Source organism: Alginatibacterium sediminis (assembly GCF_003610775.1).
GTDB classification, from domain to species: Bacteria; Pseudomonadota; Gammaproteobacteria; order Enterobacterales; family Celerinatantimonadaceae; genus Alginatibacterium; species Alginatibacterium sediminis.
The window spans coordinates 55,875-81,283 of sequence record NZ_RAQO01000010.1; the positions used below are offsets into that span (position 1 = coordinate 55,875).

Annotated in this window: 22 protein-coding genes; 9 read left to right on the forward strand and 13 right to left on the reverse strand. The window is 43.7% G+C overall.

Annotated features, from left to right (window positions below; translation table 11 throughout):
• Positions 1-414 precede the first annotated feature (414 nt).
• From DBZ36_RS18280 to DBZ36_RS18290, 3 genes are all read left to right on the forward strand, one after another.
• The gene (locus tag DBZ36_RS18280) at positions 415-2,097 is read left to right on the forward strand and encodes a glycoside hydrolase family 13 protein (protein ID WP_120356429.1); all 1,683 of its coding nucleotides are present in this window, start codon (positions 415-417) and stop codon (positions 2,095-2,097) included.
• A 132-nt stretch (positions 2,098-2,229) separates the two neighbouring features.
• Positions 2,230-2,493, forward strand: a complete 264-nt coding sequence (locus tag DBZ36_RS18285; protein WP_120356430.1) for a SemiSWEET transporter — start codon at positions 2,230-2,232, stop codon at positions 2,491-2,493.
• A gap of 137 nt (positions 2,494-2,630) precedes the next feature.
• Positions 2,631-2,879 (forward strand): DUF6868 family protein, encoded by a 249-nt coding sequence (locus DBZ36_RS18290; RefSeq protein ID WP_120356431.1) that lies wholly within the window; start codon positions 2,631-2,633, stop codon positions 2,877-2,879.
• A gap of 37 nt (positions 2,880-2,916) precedes the next feature.
• On the opposite strand, the gene DBZ36_RS18295 is transcribed toward DBZ36_RS18290, so the two are convergent.
• A complete protein-coding gene (locus DBZ36_RS18295; protein WP_120356432.1) occupies positions 2,917-5,214 on the reverse strand; it encodes a multiheme c-type cytochrome in 2,298 nt (765 codons plus the stop codon).
• Between the two features lie 157 nt (positions 5,215-5,371).
• Between DBZ36_RS18295 and DBZ36_RS18300 the strand changes: the two genes are divergently transcribed.
• Positions 5,372-7,987, forward strand: coding sequence for a DEAD/DEAH box helicase (locus DBZ36_RS18300; RefSeq protein WP_120356433.1), 2,616 nt, complete (start codon positions 5,372-5,374; stop codon positions 7,985-7,987).
• On the opposite strand, the gene DBZ36_RS18305 is transcribed toward DBZ36_RS18300, so the two are convergent.
• On the reverse strand, positions 7,984-8,568 hold the full coding sequence (locus DBZ36_RS18305) for a class I SAM-dependent methyltransferase (protein ID WP_120356434.1): 585 nt from the start codon (positions 8,566-8,568) through the stop codon (positions 7,984-7,986). The genes DBZ36_RS18300 and DBZ36_RS18305 overlap by 4 nt on opposite strands.
• Positions 8,569-8,729: 161 nt before the next feature.
• Here DBZ36_RS18305 and DBZ36_RS18310 point away from each other — a divergent pair, with 161 nt between their 5' ends.
• On the forward strand, positions 8,730-9,260 hold the full coding sequence (locus DBZ36_RS18310; RefSeq protein WP_120356435.1) for a hypothetical protein: 531 nt from the start codon (positions 8,730-8,732) through the stop codon (positions 9,258-9,260).
• 41 nt (positions 9,261-9,301) lie between these two features.
• On the opposite strand, the gene DBZ36_RS18315 is transcribed toward DBZ36_RS18310, so the two are convergent.
• The 5 genes from DBZ36_RS18315 to DBZ36_RS18335 all read right to left on the reverse strand — a co-directional run bounded on the left by DBZ36_RS18315 (position 9,302) and on the right by DBZ36_RS18335 (position 14,083).
• Positions 9,302-10,483, reverse strand: coding sequence for a multidrug effflux MFS transporter (locus DBZ36_RS18315; RefSeq protein ID WP_120356436.1), 1,182 nt, complete (start codon positions 10,481-10,483; stop codon positions 9,302-9,304).
• A 7-nt stretch (positions 10,484-10,490) separates the two neighbouring features.
• Complete coding sequence (locus DBZ36_RS18320) at positions 10,491-11,792, reverse strand: anaerobic sulfatase maturase (protein WP_120356437.1); 1,302 nt, start codon at positions 11,790-11,792, stop codon at positions 10,491-10,493.
• A gap of 109 nt (positions 11,793-11,901) precedes the next feature.
• Positions 11,902-12,237: a DUF202 domain-containing protein gene (locus tag DBZ36_RS18325; protein WP_120356438.1), complete on the reverse strand. Its 336-nt coding sequence runs from the start codon at positions 12,235-12,237 to the stop codon at positions 11,902-11,904.
• Positions 12,234-12,575, reverse strand: a complete 342-nt coding sequence (locus DBZ36_RS18330) for a YidH family protein (RefSeq protein WP_120356439.1) — start codon at positions 12,573-12,575, stop codon at positions 12,234-12,236. Before DBZ36_RS18330 ends, DBZ36_RS18325 begins: the two co-directional genes overlap by 4 nt.
• Before the next feature lie 137 nt (positions 12,576-12,712).
• Complete coding sequence (locus DBZ36_RS18335; RefSeq protein WP_120356440.1) at positions 12,713-14,083, reverse strand: amidohydrolase family protein; 1,371 nt, start codon at positions 14,081-14,083, stop codon at positions 12,713-12,715.
• Between the two features lie 537 nt (positions 14,084-14,620).
• On the opposite strand from DBZ36_RS18335, the gene DBZ36_RS18340 reads away from it, so the two are divergent.
• The 4 genes from DBZ36_RS18340 (at position 14,621) to DBZ36_RS18355 (ending at position 18,247) form a co-directional block, all read left to right on the forward strand.
• On the forward strand, positions 14,621-15,607 hold the full coding sequence (locus DBZ36_RS18340; RefSeq protein ID WP_120356441.1) for an ABC transporter substrate-binding protein: 987 nt from the start codon (positions 14,621-14,623) through the stop codon (positions 15,605-15,607).
• On the forward strand, positions 15,607-16,428 hold the full coding sequence (locus tag DBZ36_RS18345) for an ABC transporter ATP-binding protein (protein WP_120356442.1): 822 nt from the start codon (positions 15,607-15,609) through the stop codon (positions 16,426-16,428). Before DBZ36_RS18340 ends, DBZ36_RS18345 begins: the two co-directional genes overlap by 1 nt.
• 8 nt (positions 16,429-16,436) lie before the next feature.
• Positions 16,437-17,192 (forward strand): ABC transporter permease, encoded by a 756-nt coding sequence (locus DBZ36_RS18350; RefSeq protein WP_120356443.1) that lies wholly within the window; start codon positions 16,437-16,439, stop codon positions 17,190-17,192.
• An 83-nt stretch (positions 17,193-17,275) separates the two neighbouring features.
• Positions 17,276-18,247, forward strand: coding sequence for an isopenicillin N synthase family dioxygenase (locus DBZ36_RS18355; RefSeq protein WP_120356444.1), 972 nt, complete (start codon positions 17,276-17,278; stop codon positions 18,245-18,247).
• Between the two features lie 73 nt (positions 18,248-18,320).
• On the opposite strand, the gene DBZ36_RS18360 is transcribed toward DBZ36_RS18355, so the two are convergent.
• The 6 genes from DBZ36_RS18360 to DBZ36_RS18385 all read right to left on the reverse strand — a co-directional run bounded on the left by DBZ36_RS18360 (position 18,321) and on the right by DBZ36_RS18385 (position 25,365).
• On the reverse strand, positions 18,321-19,598 hold the full coding sequence (locus tag DBZ36_RS18360) for a TRAP transporter large permease (RefSeq protein ID WP_120356445.1): 1,278 nt from the start codon (positions 19,596-19,598) through the stop codon (positions 18,321-18,323).
• 8 nt (positions 19,599-19,606) lie between these two features.
• The gene (locus DBZ36_RS18365) at positions 19,607-20,179 is read right to left on the reverse strand and encodes a TRAP transporter small permease (protein WP_120356446.1); all 573 of its coding nucleotides are present in this window, start codon (positions 20,177-20,179) and stop codon (positions 19,607-19,609) included.
• Between the two features lie 11 nt (positions 20,180-20,190).
• Positions 20,191-21,165 (reverse strand): sialic acid TRAP transporter substrate-binding protein SiaP, encoded by a 975-nt coding sequence (locus tag DBZ36_RS18370; RefSeq protein ID WP_199711925.1) that lies wholly within the window; start codon positions 21,163-21,165, stop codon positions 20,191-20,193.
• Between the two features lie 401 nt (positions 21,166-21,566).
• The gene (gene pfkB / locus DBZ36_RS18375) at positions 21,567-22,502 is read right to left on the reverse strand and encodes a 1-phosphofructokinase (protein ID WP_120356448.1); all 936 of its coding nucleotides are present in this window, start codon (positions 22,500-22,502) and stop codon (positions 21,567-21,569) included.
• Positions 22,503-22,522: 20 nt separating this feature from the next.
• A complete protein-coding gene (locus DBZ36_RS18380; RefSeq protein WP_120356449.1) occupies positions 22,523-23,533 on the reverse strand; it encodes a LacI family DNA-binding transcriptional regulator in 1,011 nt (336 codons plus the stop codon).
• Entirely contained in the window at positions 23,524-25,365 is a 1,842-nt protein-coding gene (locus DBZ36_RS18385; RefSeq protein WP_120356450.1) for a hypothetical protein, read from the reverse strand. Before DBZ36_RS18385 ends, DBZ36_RS18380 begins: the two co-directional genes overlap by 10 nt.
• Positions 25,366-25,409: the final 44 nt, after the last annotated feature.

Here is a 25,409-nt window from a genome sequence, read left to right on the forward strand (position 1 = left end):
TAGATTAACCTTGGTTTGACGCACTCGGGGCGTCAAAACTCATTCGAATGGATAACTTCATTTTGATGCTCCTTGCATTGGTCGAATTCATTAGGTTTGGGCTAAACACAGTGAATCTTTAAGACTCACATCTTGTGTGGTTTAAAATTAGTACAATTTGAGAATGATTGCAAGAGCTCTTTTTGACTTTTTTAATTTTAGTGGAAACCACGGAATAACGAAAAAGTAAACGTTTACGCAATAGCTGATGAGGCAATTTTACATCTATTGGGTAAAAACTTGAGCGAAGTAGCGAAATTAGAAAATTGAACTAGATTGATAGTCACTTCAATGATTAATTCGATCCCATTCGAGTTTGAACGATTTTGACTGTGATAAAAATCAACTGTCACAGATCTACATGAAGGAATACTTATGTTTGCAATTGCTGACGATCCCAAATGGTGGCATAGCGCCGTTGTGTATCAGATTTACCCACGTAGTTTTAATGATTCTAATGGCGATGGCATTGGCGATATCCCCGGTATCATCCAAAAGCTAGATTATATTCAAACCTTGGGCGTGAACGTTATTTGGTTGAGTCCTGTGTATAAATCGCCAATGGATGATAATGGCTACGATATTTCTGATTACTGCGATATTGCACCTGAGTTTGGCAATATGGCGGACATGGATGAGCTGATTGCTCAGGCAAAAGTACGTGGCATTAAAATTGTGATGGATTTGGTGGTTAACCATAGTTCGGACGAGCATCCATGGTTTATCGAATCCAAATCCAGTTTAGATAACCCAAAGCGGGACTGGTATATTTGGAAAGATCCCAAAGCTGACGGCAGCGCACCAAATAACTGGGACTCGTTCTTTACTCCATCAGCGTGGGAGCTTGACGAGACCACCGGTCAGTACTATTTGCACCTGTTTAGTAAAAAACAGCCAGATTTGAACTGGGCCAATACTGAAGTGCGCCAAGCCATATACGAGATGATGCACTTTTGGCTCAAAAAGGGCCTGGGTGGTTTCCGGATGGATGTGATCAATATGATTGGTAAGCCTGCAGATTACCCTGACGCAACCATTTTTGATCAAGGCGTTGCTGGCTGGGAGCATTGGTCAAATAACGTCTTAGTACATCAGTATTTACGCGAAATGAACCAACAAGTATTGTCTCATTACGACGTGCTAACCGTTGGCGAAACCCCGTTCACAACCACCTTAGATGGCCGCTTCTATTCAGATCCTGCGCGTAAAGAAGTGAGTATGATTTTCACATTCGAACATATGGGGCTTGATCGCGAGGAGCATAATGCGCGTCCAAAAGCGCTGGATCTCACTGAACTCAAAACAGTGTTGTCTAAGTGGCAAGACGAGCTTTACAACAAGGGCTGGAACAGCGTGTATTGGAATAATCACGATCAAGCCCGCTGCGTATCTCGTTTTGGTAACGACAGCGATGCTTATCGGGTGATTAGTGCCAAAATGCTAGGTACGCTGTTGCATGGCATGTCGGGCACGCCTTATGTGTACCAGGGCGAAGAGCTTGGTATGTGCAATAAAGTGTTCAGCGATATTTCACAGTTCGATGATTTAATGGCTCACTTTCATTATAAGAAAATGATGGAACGTGGGGACACGCCGGAGTCTGCACTCGAGTATCTAAATCATTTCTCACGCGACCACGCTCGAATTCCTGTCCAATGGGATGGCAGCGAACATGCTGGGTTTACAACTGGTACGCCTTGGTTGGCAGTTAACGATAACTTTGAAACCGTTAACGCGCAGCTGGCGACCAGTGATGAAAACTCCATTTATTATCACTACCAGCATCTCATCAACTTGCGTAGGGGTGGGGAGTATAGCGATACCTTGGTTTACGGTAAGCACTGTTTACTACAAGCCGACGACCCGCAAGTTTATGCATATACCCGCAGCTATAAGGGACAAACCTTGTTAATTGTGGCCAATTTTACCGACCAACAATTAAGCAGAGACTTTGGCTTGGAGTTTAAGCAAAACATTAGTAATAACTATGCCGACTACCAGTGCAAGGCTAGTTCTATAGAGCTCAAAGCTTATCAAGCCTGTATTTTTGTAGTTTAAGCTAAAATCGCCGAATTCGTAGTTAAATGCTGCGAAATTGGCGATTAATGTCGACTTCTATTGTTCGGTTTGTCCGAATAGGTATACCCAGCAATTTTCTATTTTGGCTAGAACACACGGAGTTATTCGTAAATGGATGCAGTCACAATTTTGGGCTTAATCGCGGCGTGCTTAACCACTATCTCTTTTGTTCCTCAGGCGTTGATGACTATCAGAACCAAAGACACCAAAAGCATCTCGCTAAGCATGTATTTGTTGTTTGTACTTGGGGTAGCACTCTGGCTTGTATATGGCGTCTATAAAGCCGATACCGCTATTATTTTCGCTAATGCGCTTACCTTGCTGTTTTCTGGATTTGTATTGTTTATCAAAATTAAGAATGATGTAATCAATTAGAGTGAAATCAAATACAAACAGTGAAATGGGGTATGTTTTTCAATGGTGGTCGTCGCTTTTTTTGATCCTCGGCATTTTCGTTTGCTTTAAGCTCGATACACTAGTGATAAACAACTGGCGTTAGCTAAGGATTTAATATGTTCTCTATCGCAGAATTCACAAGCTTTTTAGGCTGGTGTGTAGTGATAAACGCAGCTGTGTTGCTGTTTTCAACCCTAGGGCTCTACTTGGGTAAAAATGTGATTGTGCGAATACACAGCCGCGCATTTGACCTCGATGCACAACAGTTACGCCAACTGTATATGCAGTATATTGCCTACTTTAAGCTCCTAACATTACTGTTTTTCTTCGCGCCTTATGTGGCACTCAAAATCATGGGCTATTAGCGCCGTAAGCATTAGCGCTACTATACAGCGCCCGTGTTTATGGGGCGCTTAACATTGATTTTAATTGCTCTACAGCATTTGCTGGACCCATCGTTGCAAATTGTTCAACGCAAGTTGTGGCATTTGGCATACGATCTTGAATCATCGCTTCACAAAGTGCATATAGGTATTGCGGTTGTTGACTGGTTTGATAAGCCTGTTTCAAAGCATTAATACCGCTAGCATCACCGAGCTGACGCGACAAAAGCCCCAAGGTGTACCAATACTGCGGGTTTTGAGGGTCGCGTTCGGTGGCATTTTTTAATTGTTGCAGGGCATTGGGGTAGTCTTTAACGCGAACCAAGCTCATCGCATAAGCAAAATCCAAATCGGCATCTTCGATGGTTAAGTCAATGGCTGTTTTTAGTTGGCTCAGCGAGCGTTGATTGTCGCCCATTGCTCGGTATAGATCCGCAAGATTAATGTAGGGAAGGGCTGCATAAGGCTCGACCATAATCGCGCCTTTGTAAGCTTGTTCTGCTGCGCTTAATTCAGATTTGTACAAGTGAACATTGGCTGTATTCACGCGGCCAAAAGCGCGGTCTGAATTAAACCGAGCAATGGCTAGATACTCATCTAGCGCCGGGCTGAGTAAATCACGTTGTTCGTTCGTTAAGTCACGCCAATCTTGCGCCAATACACTTGCGGTTTCCGAGCGCACCACAAGTACTGGATCATTGAGTAAAGGTGAGAGTAAACGCCAGCGATCAGCGGGTTGATAATTGGCAGAACCAGCAACACTGGCCAAGCGCATAAGTTCATCATCACCACGAATAGCGCGGCTTAAAGCAACCAAAGCGTTGCGGCTTGGATAATTTGCGATTCGCTCTAAGGCCGAGGCGCGAATGATCCCAGCGTTATTTATGTCTTGAGCCTGGTAACTAAGAGCTGAGGCCGCATTAGGATCGCCAATGGCAGCTTGGGCAAAGGCTTGTGCAAAATGGTCCTGACCTTGGTACGGAGAATTTGGGAACCACTGTTTTAAGGTGTCAATGGCCCACTGATTTCCCTCTTCTGGAGTATTGTGACAATCCACGCAGACATTTGGCGTTCCAATTTGTTGACTTAAATCTGGGCGTGGTATTTGCCAGCTGTGATCTCGGCGCGGGTCCACTTGCATGTATGTAGTTTCAGGCATATGGCAACTAGTACATTGCGCGCCTTCGGTGCCTGTTTGGTGTTTGCTGTGATTCTCATCACTATACCCATCGGGTAAGTGGCATTGATTACACAGCACTTGCTCCGGTAGTTTTAGCTCAGCGGTATGTGGATTATGGCAATCAGTACAGACCACGCCACTGCTAGCCATTTTGGATTGCAAGAATGAGCCGTAAACATAATCTTCATCATAAATTTGACCGTCTAAATGGTACAAATCATCGCTGACTAAGTTGAGTCGGTAACGATCCGAGTAGTTTCCCGTCTCTAGATGCGGATTTTCTTCAGTAAGTTGCAAGCGCCGGCTATGGCACTGCGCGCACATCGACGTTTGTTGACTAGCCGTTTGCGACTCCGGAACCAGGGTGCTACTACCTTCTTGATAGACCCAGTTTTGAACTTGGGGTGCAAGGTTTAATCGAAAGCCGGCATGGTCATCGCTAGAGCTTAGCTCATCATTGCTTTTTGACCATAGCATGTGGTCTTCAGCCGGTCCGTGGCAGGCTTCGCAAGCCACGTTAATCTCACTCCAGGTTGACGCATATGTGTTGTTTTCAAGATCGTAGTTTTTCTGAAGATTAGTAGAGTGACAATCGGCGCACATGAAATTCCAGTTTTGACCCGGATTGGTCCAAAAAAAGTCATCTTTTTTATCGGTAAATTGCGGGTAAAGGTGGAACCAAGTTTGTCCACCTTCAGCTGTTGTTCGCGAGTCCCAAGCAAAGGGAATGAGTTGCACTCGACCATCGGGAAATTCAACCATGTACTGCTGTAGGGGCTTCCAACCAAATGTATAGCTAATTTGATAGTCTGCAAACTCTCCATCGGGACCTTCTATATTTACCCAATATTGCTCGCCCTTGCGAAAAAAACGGTTGGTTTTGCCATAGAACTCAAAGCTAACATCGTCAAAGTCACCCAACACCGCATCATCATCCATATGCCGCATAGACATATCGTGGTGCGATCCCTGCCATTGCTCATACTCGGTAGCGTGGCATTCTATGCATTGCTCGCTGCCAACATAGGCATAGGTTGAAGTTGGGAATATAAATAAAAATAACGAGATTAGAATCAAAAAAACATGCATTTGATGTGCCTTCAGTAGCATCGAGTTAATCAAGATGATTATTGTCATCTATTTCCATTTGAGCTCGGTTTGCAGTTCCATCATTGCATGTTTGTTGTTAATTTTTAACTGATTTTTAGAAAGTTATTGATTATTGTAAGGGTTTAGAAGCCAGCCAAAGACACTGAAATTGTAGTTAATCGAAATAGGGCAATAGGACAATCATTTGAACCTTGAACTTCCACTAAATTCACAAGTACTGGACTTGCTAAGTCAGTTTGGTTACAGCAAATGGCGTAACTCAGATGGAGGTTATCTTTTTACTAACGCCAACAATGAAGCTATTTATTTCGATATCAGTCTTTTCGAACAAGATGTTCATCAGTTTCCCTATGTACGATATACAACAGAACAAAACTTATTGATGTACCGTTTCACAAAACTCCTGCGTTTTGATGCCCGAGATACTCAAATGTTACTTGAAGACATGCGTTGGTTTTTGAATAACGAAGTACATGATGAAGCTAGCGTTTACGGCTCATCTAGGGATGAGACGCATCAATCACCAACGCTACCAGAATATAATTTCATTGAGTTGTTTAGCGACGTCTTTGGAGCGAAAAATATTCATGCATTGGAAGCTGAATGCATTTTTATTGATAGGAAAGGTACAAGACGATATGTCGATTTTGTTCTTCATCGAAAACAAAGTCCAGTAGCTATTGAGCTAAATGGAGAGGTGTACCACCATCCTTTATTGACCATGTCTGAGCCCAAAAAGTATCGATCACAACTATTTAAGCAAAACTCATTAGTGATGGATGGTTATAAAGTTTACCGTTGGTCTAATCGTGGCATGGCCGATTCCAAGCGCTTCGCTGATCAGGTACGAGATTTTTTTGGCGAACATCGAGAGTTTCTATCAACTCCAATGCTTATAGCCCATCGGAATGTCGACTTTTCTCTTTACCAACATCAGCAGCAGGCATTACAAGGTATCCACAATAACAGGCTCGGAGGTAGTAAGGCTCAACTGGTAGTTTTACCCACAGGGACGGGCAAGACTGAAGTATTTATTGAGGATATAAGAGTTGGCTTTAATGAGCTTTGGATCAAACGAGCCTTAGTCATTGTTCCTAGCATTGCGCTAAGAGAACAAACGATAGCTCGCTTCGAGACCAGAATTAAAGGTGTTGTTGCTAGTTGCGAGCTTTCGGACGAAGTAACTATACTCGTTAAAACAAGTGCTTGGATGTTGCGTAATTACCATCAAATAGAAAGCCATTACTTTGACTATATCGTAGTTGACGAAGCACACCGAGCTGCTGCCCATGGGCTTAAAAAATCCCTTAGCCATTTTCAACCGAAATTTTTATTGGGTCTTACGGCCACTGATGAGCGCTATGACAAAAGAAAGCTCAGTGATATTTTTGGAAATTATGAAGTTGACTTAAGTCTTGAGCAAGCAATCGAGCAAGGCCTTGTCCCTTCGATTCGCGCGTTTAGGCTTCAGTCTTCCATCGATCTATCCAAAGTTAGGTTTAACGGAAAAGAATTTGTTAAATCTGATCTTAATAAGATGGTGATTGTTCCTTCTAGAGATCAATTGATCGTCGATGTCATACTTAAGTACTTTGTTAGTGATGAATCTTATGATCTGAAATTTAAACAGGGAGTCGTTTTTTGTGTTGATATCAAACACGCTCAGCGAATGTCTGTTCTAATGAATCAACATGGCATTGTGGCTAAAGCGGTTTGGGGGAAAGACCGAAGTGCGTTAGAGGATTATGATGCAGGTCGAATACAATTCTTATGTGCATGTGACTTACTTAATGAAGGGTGGGATGCTCCACAAACATCCTTGTTAATTATGGCTCGCCCGACGATGTCTAAAGTATTATATGCACAACAATTAGGACGCGGTACTCGCAAACACCCTGGGAAAGAAGCTTTATATGTGATTGATGTTGTGGACAATTATGGAGCAGAGCTACAACCTTGGTCTGTACACAACTTATTTGGGTTAAGTTCTTACCAAGCTTTCGCTGATGTTACGAAACCAACAGAGGGCCAAGCAACGCAAGAGCTAATTGTTTTGGATAGATTATGGGAGGGAGAGCGCAGAATAGAACCGATTAATATTTTTAACTTCGAAGATGAGATTGGTGAGCTCCTAAATGAAGAGCAATTAGCAAGAGAGCTATTCGTTTCAACCGCAACGATTAAAAGCTGGATAAAAAAGGGGGACGTTCAAGTTACGCGCAGTTTAGAATTTGGGCGTCGCAAATTATACTATTTTGACGAGAGCGTTGTGGAGAAACTTCGAAAAGAAAAAGGGCTAAAAATACGTAATGAACAAACACGATTGGACGACTTCAAAGAGTTTATTGAACTTCGAGACTATACGTTCTCATATAAATTGGCTTTCATACTGTCGTTTTTAACGCATATAGATTCTCAAGGAGATGCTGATCTGAGTTTGGTTACACAAAGCTACCAAGACTTTTATCAAAATTTACATCAGCAATATGGCTTGGCAGAAAAACCAAAAAATCCACTTAATTCCAATCAAAATTTGAGCGATCTAGCCTATCTCAGTAGAAGCTTACTAATGAATCCATTTGAGAAGTTTGAACGAAAGCGTTTTGTACATCACTGCCACGATCTAAATGTAATCGCATTTGACACTATCTTGTGGAGCCAGCTCGATTTGAAAGTTTTAGACCGAGTATTTGAACAAATGAAACAAGATGCGGTTGTTTATTATGGCAAGCTAGACATCGAATTGCATGAAGACGACTTTGCATGCTTCACAAGGACGTATCGAGATTTCAAAACTTAGGTTTTGACTAAGATAGCGTTTAGCCATTGTTCAGCATTTCGGCCCTCACGAAGGTCGCCTGTTATCCAATCCTGTTTTATCTGCAACTTTGTTGGTTCAATCACCTCTTTTAGTCGTTCATGGTTGAGATTCGTGAAACGCCGGCCGTTACGTTCGACAGTTAGTTCACCATGTTTGAACGAACAATAAAAAATCCCACCGCGTTTTAGAAATGATGATAAATGACTAAAGGTTCGACTTAATTCCGAATACTCAACATGCAGTAAAGAAGCACAAGCCCAGATGGCATCTACCTCAACGGCCGAATCAAAGTCGAGAAAGCTACAATGCTGAATTGTGTTTCCTACGTAGATTTCAGCTTGAGCAACAAGCGTAGGACTCGCATCAAAAGCAATACAACTAAAACCAGCTTCAGAAAAAGCTTTTGTATCTCGACCTGAACCGCACCCGGCGTCAACAATGGTCGCGCCACTTCTCAGCTCCGGAAGAAACTTGGAATAGAGGGAACGCATGTCTACATCAACAGTAGCATCGAAAAACTGATCGGCATTTTGTTCGTAATAGTTTTCAGACAAGCTCATTACCAAGATTAAAGTGGTTATAAAGGGGATATTATATCTCTCGTATGTGGCGAGTGAAGTAGCGATGGACTTTTCTTTTTATCCTCGGTGTAACAATCTCCAATAAATTGGGCTACCCTTAGCCGTATTATTTAAAACCTACCTTAAACATGGAGTTAAGAATGATCCAAACGATGAAATATGTCACCGCTTTATTTTGCCTAGTGTTTACCCTGTCAGCTAACGCTGCATTAGATGAAACCAAAGTTCAAGATTGGCTATCAGCGGTGGCTGCTTCACAGCAGTGGTCTGAGGCGAATGACGGCAGCTTGGAACTTATTGAAGACAAGGTTCAGGGTCTTAGTGAAGTTGAAGCGGAAGCTATACTTAAAAATGAACCGCTTTACAAAGAGTTTATGGGTATTGCGAGTCAATACGGCTTCGATAGTCTTCAATCATTAAAAGCGCGTACTTTTGAAATTTTTGCTGCGGTACTTGACCCTGAGATGCAAGCTCAAATGAAAGAGGGTTTGACGCAAGGTAGGGCTATGCTTGATAGCGGCATGTTGGACGATGGAATGAAAGCTAGCATGACAGAAGCGTTGTCGTCACTTGAGACGATGTTAGCTGTGTCTGAAAAAACCACCGACGCTGACAGACAAGCAGTTGCACCTTTCAAAGAGCAAATTATTGCGTTTATGGATCAAGAATAATGAATTGACCCGCGTTTGAAAACTCAAGCGCGGGCTAAACATCAACCGCTAGGTGGTGTGGACTGAAATCCCCGATAGACATTAAGGCTGGTTATTAAGGCAAATACGCCAATCAGGCAGCCTAACTCCCAAGCTTGATTAATCCCGATGTTCACTAAAAACATACTCACCAAGGCCGAGACTATCATCTGTCCACCGCCAGAGAGCGCTGCAGCAACCCCAGCTCTATTTTTAAACGGCAACATGACTTGTGCTTGCGCGCAAGGTAGTGCGATACCGTTCCCAAATACCAACAAGAATTGGCCAAGCATCATCGCCCATGGTTCTAAGGGGGCGATAATCAACCAAATTGCAGCCAAAACTTGCATGCAGGGTGCGGTATAAAGCATGGCTTTAAGGCCAAACTTGGGGCGCATTTTATTGCAGAAAAAAGTACCGCATAAGAAGCCTAACGCTGGGATTAAAGCCCACAAGGCGTAGCGATCTGATGACATGCCGATCTGCATTTGCATGATAAACGGCATCACTGAGGTTGTAGTGATTACCAAGCTGAAATTGAGCCAACCGATACTTGCAAAACTGATGAAGTAGCGCGACTTGAGTAAGGATACGTAGCTTGTTAGTACGGCGGGTATCGACGGAAGCACCGTTCTATTGCGCATGGTTTCTTCAAAGCGTACAAACAGTATTAACCACACTGTGACTAAGTAACTAAGCAGCAAAACAAATATGCTGATCCAACCAAAATGGTGGTTAATGAACCCACCGATCACGGGAGCGACAATGGGGGTAAACGAGGCGACCATTGCAATATATGCTAAGGCGGTCGGCAGTTGTTTACCGCTGTAAGAGTCTCGAATTAATGCGCGAGCTAAAACTGCGCAACAACCCGTACCAAGGCCTTGAATAAACCGGCCAAGCACTATCATAGGAAAACTGTTGCTGCCGATGACAACCACTGTCAATCCAACTAAGGCCAACACCAAGCCACTGAGTAAAACTTTACGCCGACCAAGCGCATCAGAAATGGGTCCATAGATGAACTGAGAGGGGCCAAAGCCGAGTAGGTAAACAGCAATAAGCAACTGAGCTTGGTCAAGATCTATACCAAAGTCTTGCGCAATCCATGGCAAGGCCGGGAACACTAAGCCCATGCTAAGCTGACCAATACTAATGGTTAGGCAGGCGAGTAGGATGGGTTTCCAATCAATAGAGTGGGGCATTTATTGCTTACCGCCCACAACATTTTTTAAATTTTAGCGAACTACCACAGGGGCATGGGTCATTACGACCGGGGCTAGCTTTCAAGGATTGCTGTTTTTGAGCGCGAATATGGTCCATGATTTGTGCTGCAGGTCGCTGCTGTTGTAGAAGCTGTCCCATTTGTTTCATGCGGACGCTGGTATGGGCAAAATAGTGTTTATAGCCTTCACAAAAGTAATTGTGATTGGGTTTGCCTGATTTTGAAACAGCAAAACGATGCTTTGGGCACCCGCCGTGACAAGCAAAGCGAAATTCACATTGCTTGCAATCTTCGGTGAGGCTGTCTTTTTTGTCGAGTCCAAATTGTACTGCTTTATCACCATTGTTCATTTCATAGATTGATACGTCGTGAATATTGCCAAGCTTGTGATCAGGGTAAACAAAGTGATCGCAGTTGTAGAGATCACCATTAGCTTCGAGCGCTAAAGCGTGGCCACAAGTTTCAGCAAAGATACAGATCCCTGCATTCTGACCCAGCCAACTAGCAAGCGTAGAATCGAAAGTTTGTACAAATATACGACCTACGTCGCGCTGTATCCAGATGTCGAACACTTGGTTTAAAAACTCGCCATATTGCCAGCTTGGTACCGACCATGGGGTTAAGCTTGCTAAACTATTACCCGGTTCGACTAAACGTAGTTCGTTTTCGTTGTTGGTTGCAATTTCGCGCTCAACTAGTGGGATAAATTGCAAATACCTAGAACCAATTTCAATAAGAAACTCATACACCTCTTTGGCGTGTTTTGCATTGTTATCGCTAATAACCGTAAGCGTATTAAACTCAACGTTATGCTTTTTTAGCAATGAAATGCCTTGCATGACCTTCGCATGCGTTGCTTTACCAGAGGAGGTTACGCGGTAATGGTCATGTAAATGTTCTGGTCCATCAATGGATACACCAACTAAGAAGTCGTTCTCTTTTAAAAACGTACACCATTCGTCATTAAGTAAAATAGCGTTAGTTTGAAAAGCGTGGCGAATATTTTTATGGCTGCCATAGCGTTTACAAAAACTAACTGCTTTTCGGTAAAAGTCGATACCAAGAAGCGTTGGCTCGCCACCTTGCCAAGCAAAATCTACTTCGTCTCCGGGCTGAGCTTCAATTTGTTGTTTGATGTAGAGCTCTAAAGTTTCATCGCTCATTTGCCAATTGCTGTTTCGTTCTGGATAGAGTTTTTCTTTTTCTAAATAGAAACAATAGTGGCAATCAATGTTACAAATTGATCCCGAAGGTTTAGCCATTACGTGGCAGCTATAGGGTTGGCTCATGTTAGGTCACTACAATAGGTGGTTGATTTGCCGACTTGAATTACCTGCGACATAACATTAATACATTTACGAACATCATTATATCGATAGGCAAAATAACGATGCTGTACTACATCAATACTTCAGTATAAAAGGAAATCAATAAGAAGGTTAAGTAAGTCATTGCTGCAATTCCAACAACGATGCTTAAACAACGTTTAAAGATAATGTCTTTAGGTTTGACCACGTCACTTAGGTCGAGTTTGTCACTGAAACGGTTTTGATAGTAATGAACCAGCAATGCACTTAATGCTAACAGGATAACGGACATACTGACCAGGAAATAGAAGCCATTACTTTGCCCAACTTTAAACATTAGTAATGAGATGGCGGCTAACAGTAAAATGGTACGAAACCAAGCCAAGGATGTGCGCTCAGGTTGTAGGCCTGGATCTTTATCACTCACAGTAAAATGACCAGCGCTGCGGCAAAGGCTAAAATTACCATCACAATACTGGTGATTTTTAGAAACCCAGTATACTGTATTTCTTGATTTAGACGCATCGCTTGTTCATTCGATGCCCAGCGTCGGTAGGCGTAAAAAGCTACTAAGCCCGCCCCAATACAAAGAAACAAGGAGAGCAAAATCCGAACTTCAGGTCTGGCTAAATTTGGAGCAAGCTGATCAATACCTATGGCACCGGCCAACAAGGCCAATGCCGTTCTTATCCACGCAAGATAGGTGCGCTCATTAGCCAACGAAAATCGGTAATCTGGGGCTTCACCTTTTTTTCTCCAGGTCATTTATGCTACCTCATACTTGGGGATAAATACGAAAATGCTACACTGCATTGGCGGTATTTGAATATCATATCCTTAGTTTGCCTAAATGAACTGCAAAATTTAACCCTTCAATCGAATTGTCCCATTTTATCGAGGTCTTATTCGATAGTGGCGAGAAAAGTCCTCATCTCTTGTTTAAGTTCTGCGGCTAACTCCTGTGGATCAAATCGTGTAAATAACCCCTTATCAATAACCGGAACCCCATTGATAAAGCTGTACTTCACTTGCGTCGGTTCGCCACATAAAATTGGGGCTAGTCGTTGGTCATGTACACTAGCAATGCGCAACTCTTCAATATCATAGATAACTAAGTCGGCAGCGTAGCCTAATTCTAGTCTGCCGGTTTTTAGTCCGAGGCTGTGGGCACCATTTCGAGTCCCCCAATGTACAACTTGTTCTAATGGCACATTCGCCGCTCCATGTTGGGCGCGTTGCAGTAACCATGCGAGATTAAGCTCTTGCAGCATAGAGCCTGACTCAGAAGAGGCACTGCCGTCCACGCCGATGGATACATTGATACCCGCTTTATCCATGGCATAGGCAGGAGCAATACCGCTACCGAGGCGACAATTAGATGTTGGGCAATGAGACATTCCGGTATTGGTTTGCGCGAGAAGCTCTATGGCTTGCCGATCGGCTTTTACCAAGTGGGCAAACCACACGTCTGCTCCTAACCAATCACAACTGTGTGCGTAATCAATAGCACTCATTTGGTGGTTTTTTAATGCTTGTTGCTGATCAAATTCAACTTCTAGTAAGTGAGAGTGCAATTTTAGCCCATTGCTTCGGGCAAACTGGGCAAGAGTGATGAGATCATGCTTACTGGCCGAGTGGATTAAGCTGGTGGGGGCAACGCAAAGTCGGCTCATGGAAAGCGGGCTTGGATCGTGGTGTTTCAGCGAGTCTTGCATGCGTTCTAAGCATTGCTCTATCGACTCCGGTTGCAGATTTAGCCTGCTCATTCCCTTGTGTTTACCAACCTGTGTTGCTCCGCCGCGACAAAGTGTGAATCGTATCCCCATATCGCTTGCTGCTTGCCACAACGCTGCTTCGACTTCAGCTGAACTGTTGGCATGGTATAAGTAATGGTGGTCGGCACAGCTCGTAGCCCCTGAGCGTATTAACTCATAGATACCTAGTTTGGCACTCAGATACATCAGGCGGGGTGGAATTTTGGGCCAAAAACGATAGGGTACAGCGGCCAACCATTGACCTAGATCTTGATTAAGTCCCTCTGGTACGCCTTTTAATACCGATTGAGCAAGATGATGATGGGTATTTACAAAGCCGGGATACACCACGCAGCCTTTGGCATTAATAAGGCGCTCGTTTTGACTGGTGTTGGGCAATAACTGAGTTCCAATCTCTGTAATGACACCCTGACTTATTCGAATGTCATTGGCATTAGTTGAGCTATTAAGCTTGGAATCTTGGAATATTGTTTGCGCATTTTTAATCAAATAGTTCACAGGGTTCTCCTTTTGAGCAATGTCCCGGGGGAACCCTGACCGCTTCTACTCGAGTTGATAAATCAAAAGCTTACTCTCTAGCTAGAGCAATTATTACGCCACAACTACCCTTTGTCGCAGACTTGTTGAGGTGCTTGTGTTTAGGACTTACCCGTTTTACCCAGCCCTTACTACGCCTACATTAATCCAACAAAAGCACAACAACTGTGCAGGCGCGTACCATTTTGTTTCATTTCGCTGATGAGTTCGCAACCTCAATGCAACCTTGAAATTCGTCGATCAGCAGCTGGCAAAGGGATCAAGAGCATTTACGCAAGGATGGCATAGCTATTGCTCCATTAGAGGTAGGCACTGTGCATAACAGTGCAGTTGTTAGAAATACATTTCAGAGTAGAAGCGTTTACCTTGGATCATAAGCCAAGCTAGAGACATTGCTCACATTAGCCGGAAAGACATCAACTTTTTTGCTTGGGTGGGCTTGTGTCGACCATGTCTTTCCGAAGCTTTAATAAACGTAAAGTGGAAGGAATCAATATTATGTTTAAGACCTTTAGCACCTCGCTACTATTTGCAAGCCTTAGTTTTTCTTCATTCGCAGCAGACAAGGTAAGCTTTCAACTTGATTGGCTTCCTGGCGGTGACAAAGCTCCCGTTTATGTCGGTATTGAGAAAGGCATTTTTGCCAAATTCGATTTGGACGTTTCGATTAATCAAGGACGAGGTTCTACCGAGGCGATCACCAAACTTGCAACCGGTGTTTCAGATGTGGGTATTGCTGATATTTCGGCACTCATGGTTGCCAAAGCGACTGACGATGTACCCGTGTCAGCGATTTACTCGATTTTTAGCCAAGCCCCGCATGCTTTTTTTGTTGTTGATGATGGTGAAATAAACTCCATCGCTGACATTAAAGGTAAGAAAGTAGCAACCTCACCCTTTACCTCTTCGAATCTATACCTTCCGCTAGTACTCGAGCAAAGTGGCTACACTGAGGACGATATTCAGTTAGTAAAAGCGGATCCTGGGGCATTAGGGCCTATGCTAGCTACGGGTAATACCGATGTGCTTATTTCTTGGTTAACAAGTAAAGAACGTCTTATTAGCCAAGCAAAACAAGCCGGTAAAACCTTAAAGGTAATGCCTTGGCATGAAGTCGGCCTAGAACAATATGCAACGTCTGTTATTGCTAGCGATCGCTTTTTGGCTGAGCGTCCCGATGTTGCGAAGCGTTTCGTAGAGGCTTATGCACAGGCTGTTGAGTACACCTGGGCTTATCCTTTAGAAAGTGCACAAGCAATCAATAAAATTGTTCCTGAGGTTGATGTTAAGGTGGCTCAGGATACGATTATTTCTATCCACGATTTGGTCTACAACTCAGTAAGTAAAGCCAGTGAAGTAGGCGCATTTGATGCCGAGCACTTAGCTTCAACTTGGAAATGGACCTCGGCCGCGCAAGGCATAGATGAAAACAGCTTTGATCCAGAAACCGCGCTTAATCGAGGCTTTTTTACGGGGCTTGAGTAATGGCGAAATTTGTTGAATTTAAGCAGGTTTCGCATACCTATATCACAGAGCAAGGGACGCCTGTCCCTGCTCTGAACGATGTAAACTTTAGCATCGACAAACATCAGTTTGTCGCTGTTGTGGGTCCCTCGGGATGCGGGAAGTCAACCTTGCTACGACTACTGTCAGGTCTTATTCCAGCCTCTGAGGGGCTGGTCAACGTTTATGGGCATGCTGTCACTGAACCCCGAGAAGATGTCGGTATTGTCTTTCAAAAACCAACGTTGCTACCGTGGTTAAGTATTTTAGATAACGTACTATTTCCGTTAAAGCACAAATACAACTTTGTTAGTGTGAAGGACAAAAAGCGCGCAATTGGCCTTATCGAAATGGTTGGACTTGGTGATTTTCTGGGCCAAAAACCTGAGGAACTCTCGGGTGGTATGCAACAACGCATTGGGATTGCGCGGGCTCTGTTACTCGACCCTGACATTTTGATTATGGACGAACCGTTTTCGGCACTTGATGCTTTAAGTCGAGAAGAAATGGGTTTTGAACTGCAACGCATTTGGCAAGAAAAGCCAAAGACCGTGTTGTTTATCACCCATTCAATTTCGGAAGCTGTGTTACTCGCCGATAAAGTGCTGATCATGAGTCATCGACCAGGAACGATAGCGCAAGAGCTTGATATAGATCTGGCAAGGCCACGCGATATTGACACCATTAACGATCCGCAGTTTGCCAAATATACCAACATCATTCGAAAACACATATATCAACCCAAGCAGGTTTCGCCTAACCCCCAAAGTGAAAATGACTCGCCGCTTAAAACCGTAGCTTAGGAGCTCGCATGTTAACGTTTATTCGGCGTCACTCACCGACGCTTAGTTTATTAATGATTTTGCCACTGTGGCAGTTAGTATGCGTGCTGGCTGATGTACCGTCGTATATTTTCCCATCCCCTAGCGCTATTTTTGAAGCCTTTTTTAATGTTGAATTAAGTCGCTGGTTTGGCCATTTATGGGCAACCCTATACATTGCTATTTTAGGATTTATTATCGCCATTGGGCTGAGTATTCCGATTGCAATTATCATGGTTCGTTCTGACTACTTAAATAGAACCCTTTATCCAATCTTGGTTGTGGTTCAATCGACACCTGTGGTTGCGATTGCTCCGTTGTTGATTGTAATTCTTGGTACCGGCGATGCACCTCGGTTAGCGATAACCTTTCTGATATCTTTCTTTCCGCTGGTTGTGGCAACTACCACCGGTTTGCAGGCAACGCCAAAGGAGTTAATAGAGCTTTCGAAATCCTTGCGCGCTAAACCTAGTCGTGAGATTTGGCAAATTCGTTTACCATTCGCTGTTCCTTATATATTTAGTGGACTAAAAGTAGCGATTACCCTAGCGATTATTGGAGCGGTTATTGCTGAGTTTGTAGCGGCTGAGAAGGGCCTTGGGTATTTTATTCAGTTTTCCACATCTTATTTTAAAATTCCGCAAGCCTTTGCCTCACTGATGTTGTTGTCGGTTATTAGCCTGTTACTGTTTAACAGTATCAAACTGATCCAGAAAACATTTTTTGCTTGGAGTATTGGAAAGTAATAAAGCTGTAAAAGGAGTAGAAGCGGCAGATCAAATTGATTGGCATTGCTCCATTTTGTTATCACATAAAAAATGGAGTCACTATGAACTATCAATTAGACGAGCTTAAGTTTGAAACTACAATAGGGGCGCAAGGCGGGCTGGATAATAGTCGCAAGATCCCTGTTATTGACGTGAGCGACTTTGAGCAGCGACGTCAGCAAATAAGTGACGAGCTATGGAAGGCGGCGACAGAAGTGGGTTTTTTCCAACTTAGTCACCATTCCATTCCCTTGGAGTTAGTAAAAAATGCTTTCGAGCAATCCCGAGCATTTTTTGGTCAAGATCCCTTAGCCAAACAAGCGCTGAGTTTGTTAGCGGGTGAAAATGCTGGCTGGGAATATAAAAAGCAGGTTCGTCCTTCTACAGGGAATGCAGATGAGAAAGAGTCTTATCAAATTACCCTTCCTAAAATGAATGCACTTTGGCCAGAGCAACAGCAACTACCTTATTTCAAATCTATTTTTATGGATTTTGAGTATCAAGCTTGGGCTTTGGGCATGGACATTCTTTCTTGTTTTGCTGAAAAATTGGGTATGGATCGTTACTTTTTTAGCCAAGCCCACGACCGTGCTTCCCAGCACTATCAATCCACGTTGCGCTTACTGCATTACTTGCCTTTACAAGGTGCTGCTAAGTCTGGCGTATGGAGAGCAGGTGCACATACGGATTTTGATTGCCTTACCATGGTTTTTCAACAAGATGGTGAAAGTGGCCTGCAAGCCTGTCCCGGCAAAGATGCACAAGGACAACAGCTTTGGACAGATGTTGAAGCTAGGTCAGATCTCATTACCTGCAATATTGGGGATATGCTCATGCGGTGGAGTGATGACCAACTTAAATCAACGCTACATCGAGTAAGAATGCCTAATCCGGATGAAGGCCAAAAGGCGCGCCATAGTATTGCTTTCTTTTGTCAGGCCAATAAAAACCAAATGATCCAAGGACCGAAAAAAAAATACCCAGCAATAAGCGCCCAAGACTACATAAAACAGCGCCTACAGGCTAATTTTTAAAGGGTATGGGCTTGCGCAAATAAGGAAACTGCCACAGCAGAAGTTGTTCGTGGCAGTTTCTTGCTGACCATTGCTATCGGTAGAGGTATTCCGGTAGCCACATCGTTAACTGTGGTACAAAAGTTAATACCAGCAATACGATAATCAAAGGGACTAAGAAGGGTAGGGTTGCCATCACGCATTTTTCAAAAGGTACATCGGCAACCTTAGACAATACGTAAAGAACCATTCCCACGGGTGGTGTTAATAGCCCCAGCATCAAATTTAATATCATAATGATACCAAAATGCACGGGATCAATCCCAATGTGTACCGCAACTGGAAGTAACACTGGAACCAATATGGTGATCGCAGCAAGGGTTTCCATAAAGCAACCAATGACGAGGATCATTAAGGTAATGATTAATAGTATTGCCGTTTTGTTATCGGTGAATGCAAGTAGATAATCTGCAAAATCTTGGGCCACTTGATTGGCCGTGAGTATCCAAGCAAAAATCGATGATGCAGCGATAATCATCATGATGGATGCTGTGGTTTCTAGGGTTTCCATGGATACCCGTAACAATGATTTAAATGTGATGGTTCGATAAACAAAAACACCTAAAATCAACGAGTAAGCGACGGCTGCAATGGCTGCTTCAGTAGGAGTGAAAACACCGGATAGAATACCTCCAACAATAATAACTGGTGTCATTAATGGCGCAAAGGCTTCGGCAAAAGCACTTGTCAGTCTGGCAAGTTGAAAACTGTCATCTTTAGGGTAATTGCGGCGACGCGATATCCACCAAACCATTACCATTAAGGAAAGGGCCATCATTAAGCCTGGGATAATGCCCGCAGCAAATAGTTGCCCAATAGACGCGTCTCCGGTTACACCGTATACAATTAACGGCAATGAAGGCGGAATAATTGGACCAATCGTCGACGAAGCTGCGGTAATTCCAACCGAGAAATCTTTATCATAGCCGGCGTCTTTCATGGCCTTAATTTCTATATTCCCTAGACCTCCTGCGTCAGCAACGGCTGCCCCAGACATCCCAGCAAAAATAACACTGGCGCCGACATTTACGTGTCCAAGACCGCCATGCATCCAACCCACGCCTGCGCGAGCAAATCCAAATATTTTGTCGGTAATTCCTGAACTGTTCATCAAATGACCAGCAAGAATAAAAAATGGGACTGCAATGAGCGGGAAGCTGTTGACCCCGTTAATCATATTATGCAGCACGACAAGATCTGGGATCCCTTGGGTCAAAATAAAGATTAAGGAAGAAAGGCCTAATGCAACGGCAACTGGAGAGCCGATGATCAAAAGAACGAATAGAATGATAAAAAGCAGTGCAATGGACATGGGGTGACCTACTCGTTAATGACTTGTTTTTCGATTTCAGCCAGTACTTCTTGGCCATCGGTTTTAAGCATATGAATTAACCAAAGCACGGAATAAAAGGCCATGATTGCGAAGCTTACTGTAACCGCCCAATAGATAAGGCTTTTGGGGATCGGTAAAGAAACCATGTTTTGATGGGTTTGTTGAGCAAGTTGTTGCCCTATATAGGCCATGTAGCTATAGAAGCCAATATTAATAAGCTCCACAAAAATCGTCAGGTATTTGCATAGTCGAACCGGAATATAGCGATAAAAAAACTCTAGAAAAATGTGCGTTCGTTTGCGAACGCCTGTGATCGCCCCGCAAAATGCGACCAAAATTAATAGAAAACGCGCTACTTCTTCGGTCCAACCTAATGAGTCATTGAGTACATACCGAGTAAAAAACTGTAAAAAGACTACCACCATCAAAATCCAAAAAAAGACCAAACCGGGGAAATCGATCCAAGCCAAGTCTAAGGTATCGTTCGAAGGTGGTATACGCTCAGCGTCTGAGAGCATTTCGCTCTCAGACGCTGCTGAACCCTTTGTTGAGTGCTTCATCTGCTTTGGGCCTATAGCGCTTTGAGTCGCTGCGTTTGTGCTTGCGTAAATGGCAAGTCATCGCCAGTCAGCATTGGCGCGACAGCATCTTGGAATGCTTGCTTATCAACTTCAAGAACGGTGAGTCCTTGCTCTTCAAACCAGCTTCCAAGTTGCTGTTCAGAAAGATTGATTTCTTCCGATGCTCTAAGTGACGCTTCGTCGGTAACAGCAGCTATAATTGCATAGTCTTCGTCTCCAACTTTGCCTTTGGTTATTGGAGATATGAGGGTTAGTGATGAAATCGTAATATGTCCGGTTAAACTGATGTGAGATTGGACTTCATAGAATTTCTTGAATTTAATTGTAGGTAGTGGATTTTCTTGAGCATCGACAACACCCTGCTGCAAAGCCAAATACACTTCAGAGAATGCAAGCGGTGTAGGGTTTGCACCTGTAGCTTTTGGAAATAACATGAATAGCGGTGCGTTAGGTACACGGATTTTCAAACCTTCCATGTCCTCAGGCTTGGTTATCGCCTTATTGGATGTTACGTGACGTTGACCATAATAGGTTAAAGCGGTGATCTCATTTCCAGTCGCTGTCTTATAGCCTTCTTTTATTTCACTAAACAAATCGCTATCGCGATACGATTTCCAATGATCGTAGTCACGAACCATAAACGGATAGTTTGAAATAGAGACGGGTCCATAGAATTGTTCCGAGAATGCCGCGCCGGAATAGATAATGTCCACCGCACCAAAGTTAAGGCCTTCGTTAATATCTATTTCTTTTCCAAGTGATGAGCTAGGGAATACATTAATTTCAACCCGACCGTTGGTTCTTGTTTTCACTTGTTCAGCAGCCCACAAGGCATTGGTGTGGTAGGGATGCTCTGGTTCGTATACGTGGGCCCATTTTAGTTCTGTGGCAGCTTGAACGCCGGCACTTAATCCTAGAGCCAAACTAAGGGCTGCGGCTGTTTTTGCGATTCGGTTGGTAGACATACTAAGTTCCATCTCTATCTTTTCCTTCTTTATTTGTTTTTATAATCGCGCTGAACCCAAGTAGTAACTGGAAATCAAACAGCGCCTAGATATCTAAAACAACGATGTCGAACACTAGCGATCGAAATTGGTTGTCCAATATCGAGCTTATGGTTGATCTGTTTGGTTAATTTAGCAACGGTTTAATCTTATTTTTGTGATAATGGTTAACCTATTTTGATTTTGGTTTACATTTTAAGATTGTAGTGGAGAGCGATTGAATGATAAGTCGGTAGATAGCTATTGAATCGAGGATAGATTTTGGTTTATAGGCAAATTAAATAAGCTAAATCAACGAAACTGAACAGGTTGGGGGTGAAAGTGGCGTCTAGCTTTGTTTTAGTAACCAATTTCAGGCGGGTTTAAGCTAACTTTGAAGTTTTAATCAGAGCTTCAATTTCTTTAAGGTGATCTTTTTGAGCAAGGTTAACACCAAGTTGACCCACTGAGATGGCCGATAAAGCAGTGGCGCTCCTAAGCGCATCAAGCATTGGCAAGTTATTGGCTAGAGCCCAACATAAGCCCGCGACTAACGTGTCCCCGGCCCCAACGGTGCTCACTACTTTCATTTTGGGAGGCTGGGCGTGAAACGCTTGTTGTTGGTTTACCCATATTAAGCCGTGCTCCCCCATAGACGCCACTACGTTACTTATACCTGAGCCGACAATTGTTTTTGCCGCGTGTAGGCATTGTTCAACGCTGTCCATATTCTTACCCATCAGCTGAGCTAACTCATGGTGGTTGGGTTTGATCAGCCACGGTTTGGCTTGTAAACCGATTTCAAGGGCTTTGCCACTGCTATCAAAGATAACTTGTTTACCTAAGTTGCCTAGCGCTTGTATCCACTCGCTTAGCTGTTGCGGGCTTAACCCTGGCGCGAGACTGCCAGCAATAACGAAGATGTCATGGGTCATCGCCAAACTAAGCAAATGTTGTCCGAGCTTTGCAACATCAGAACTGGAAACCTGCATCCCCGGAAAATTAATCTCACTGACGCGGCCATCAGATTCGAGTAGTTTTACATTGGTACGCGTTGGCCCATCAACCAGTACAAAGGAATTGTTGATGCAATGGCTTTCAAATAATTGGTCAAAAAGGTTGGTATTGTCTCGGCCCATAAAACCGGTAACCGACACTTTGGTTCCCAAGCCGCATAGCACTTTGGCTACGTTAATGCCTTTGCCAGCGGCACGTAAATCGGCATGTTCAACAAGATTAAGCTGTCCCAAATTAATCTGAGCTAGGCTAGCGCTTAGGTCTAAGGCCGGATTAAAAGTAACGCAGACTATTTTTTGCATTGATAGCCTCAGATGTCGAGTTAGGCGGTGGTAACTTGGTCTGATTGTCGCTCAACGATACTCGCTTTATACCAGTTTTGAACTTCAAACGCGGTGGATTCCAATTTGTTTAACATCAGCTTTGCCATTTCTTCGCCCACCTTCTCAGTATCATAGCGCATGCTGGTTATAGGGGGCTTACTGTAACGACCGACACTATAATCACCATAACCTGCAATGGCCAAGTCGCTGCCGGCGTTAAAGCCAAGTGCTTCGCTTGCTGCAATTGCACCCACTGCCATAATATCGTCCGCACAAAGTATCGCTGTCGGCCGTTTGGCGAGCGAGAGTACTTCTTTGGCCATATTGGCTGCATCTTCTTCACTAAGACGGCCATTTTGGATCCATTGCGGGTTAATGCTTAAGTTGTGTTCGTTCATTGCCCGTTTATAGCCTTCGAGACGGCTTTGGGATAAGGCTAGTTCGCTAGGACCGTCCAGAAAAGCTATCTGCTGATGTCCTGCGAGTATTTGTTTTATAGTCATCTCATAAAACGCTTGCTCGTTATCCACATCTACATACATCTCGCTGGTAAATCCAGGCAAGTAGCCGTGACATATATAAGGAAACTTTCGCTGATTAAGCATTTGAATGCGTTCATCATCTTTACGGGTACGAACTACAAAGAGGCCATCAACAAGGCCGCCATTCATAAAGTCTTGATAAACTTTTAGCTCGTTTTGGAAGGGCGCAATTGTCGTCACAATTAGTAAGTAGTCATGCTTGGCTAGTAAACTAGAAGCACTGGCCAAAACTTTAGAGAATGCCGGAGAAATAAACATGTCGTCATTGGACGGTAATATAATGCCAATGTGTCGAGACTTCCCGCTGGCTAAACGTTTTGCGGTAGCGTTGGCTCGATAGTTAATATCTTTAGCGCCTTGCATTACTTTTGCCCGAGTTTCTGCGCTTACATCGGTGTAGCCATTTAGCGCACGCGAAACGGTAGACTTAGACAAGTTGAGGTGCTCTGCGAGCTTCTTTATTGACATGTGCTCTCTAATTTTAGCTGACAGTTGTTGAGCACCTGGGTGACCAAAGGATCAAGTTTAATGATGGCTAAACTTGAATAGTACTCGTCCCAAGCCCGAGTGTTGGAATCGAGTTGCTGTTTTAGCGAATTGTGACAGAAATCAATGCATTTGAACAACCTCTCTGCACCCTGGTCCAGGTAATTTTGGTTTTTTTCTATGCCTTCTAATAAAAACCGCAGAATCGCGAGCGTAATCGGGCGTTCGGCAATAAATACCCCTGTAAATGGATAGAGCTTGTCTTTAAGTTCATCGATGCTCATTGGGTGATGCTTAGCGTAGCAACTAAATAGCAAGATGCGCTCTATATCGCCTAAAGCTTTTCCATCTTCGGCTACTTGCATGGCTCTGTCGGCAAACGCATCTTTGTCGTGACGCATTATTAGCCCAGGTTGATGTGCATAGACGAGATATTGGCCATTGTCGGGTTGTGCTAATGCGGATAGAAACAAAGCTTGATCTTCGGCCCGGTGGATAAAATCGGGGGTAAAGGGGCGAAATCGATAGAGTGCATCAATTAGAATACCGTTGGTGCCGCCGGTCACGTGAATACGTTGAATATCAGAGCATTGATTGACAACTTCAACTTCGGTTGAAAGTGCTTGTGACCAACGCGCACAAAACAGCTGCTCAAATGTGAGGTAATCTCTGCCATTGGGAGCTCTTACGTCGGGAGTAAATAAACCGTGTCGCACGTCTTTTTCGTTGACAAGTCCGCCAGCTATCATACCTAGAGATACGGATTGACCACTTGCATCGAGTGCATTGGCGCCCCAGTTAGAGCTCAACAGATGTTCGAAAGCGCTTTTGCCGCTATATTGTAGCAACAGTGGCTGGTCAAATACCTGATCAAGGTCGATTTTGAATGTGGCTCTCAGTTTGGGATGTAGATATTTTTGGCAAAGTGCAGCAATTGCCTTTAGAAAGCTATAGTGACGTCCATACGCGCCGTTGACCCCAAATACTTGCTTGAGGTCATGACTAGCGTTTGGAAATACAGCAGCTTTGATTGCTTCACATTCTTGTTCTGCAAATACATAGATTTGCAGGTTTTTTAGTTGCAGATGAGTACGGATTTCATATTCTACATATGCTTTAGCAATGGACGACAGTTTGCTGTGGGTTACCGAGCAGGACAAGGCCACGTTTAGTTTTTGTGCCGGGGCTAAATTACCACGGTGGCGCTCAATATCTAACGCAGCATCGAGGTGCTTGAGGCCATATAGGATCTCATTTTCTGCGGGCGAAATACCAATGGGAATTGGATGATCGTACCAATATTGCTGTGATTGATGTTGAGCTTCTTGCAATTGAGTATGAAAATCAACCCCCAAATCGATATGACTAACGTCGTCACCGTCAAGTGGTAAGCTCAGCAACACGTTACTTGTTAAAAGGACTTGCTGTGCGACATCGGTAATCGCCGCTCCATCTAGCGATATGTTCGTTAAACTACGTTGCTTACGGATTTTAGTTTTCGTCGCTGAGGCTTGTTGCTTACACTCCAAAGCTTCTGGACTAAACAGTGACCACAGAGGGTTTTCACTGCAGGGCAGCTCACTAAGGTTCGAACATTCGTCTGACATTAACGGCTCTGTGTGAATACATAAACGCAGTACGGGGTGTTCTTTATGAGCAACGAGTAGGGCAGCAGCTTGCTGTTCTTGAGGGTGTTTTTCGGTATTGGCGATAAGCCAAGCCATACATAGCTGCGATGATAAATCTTGAGTTTGGTTTAAATCAAACTGATTGCTTTGATGCAGGACTTGATAGATTTGAGAGAGCACTGACATAGTTGGTCCTTTAAACGTACCCCTTACGCTGACGTAGGAGGTAC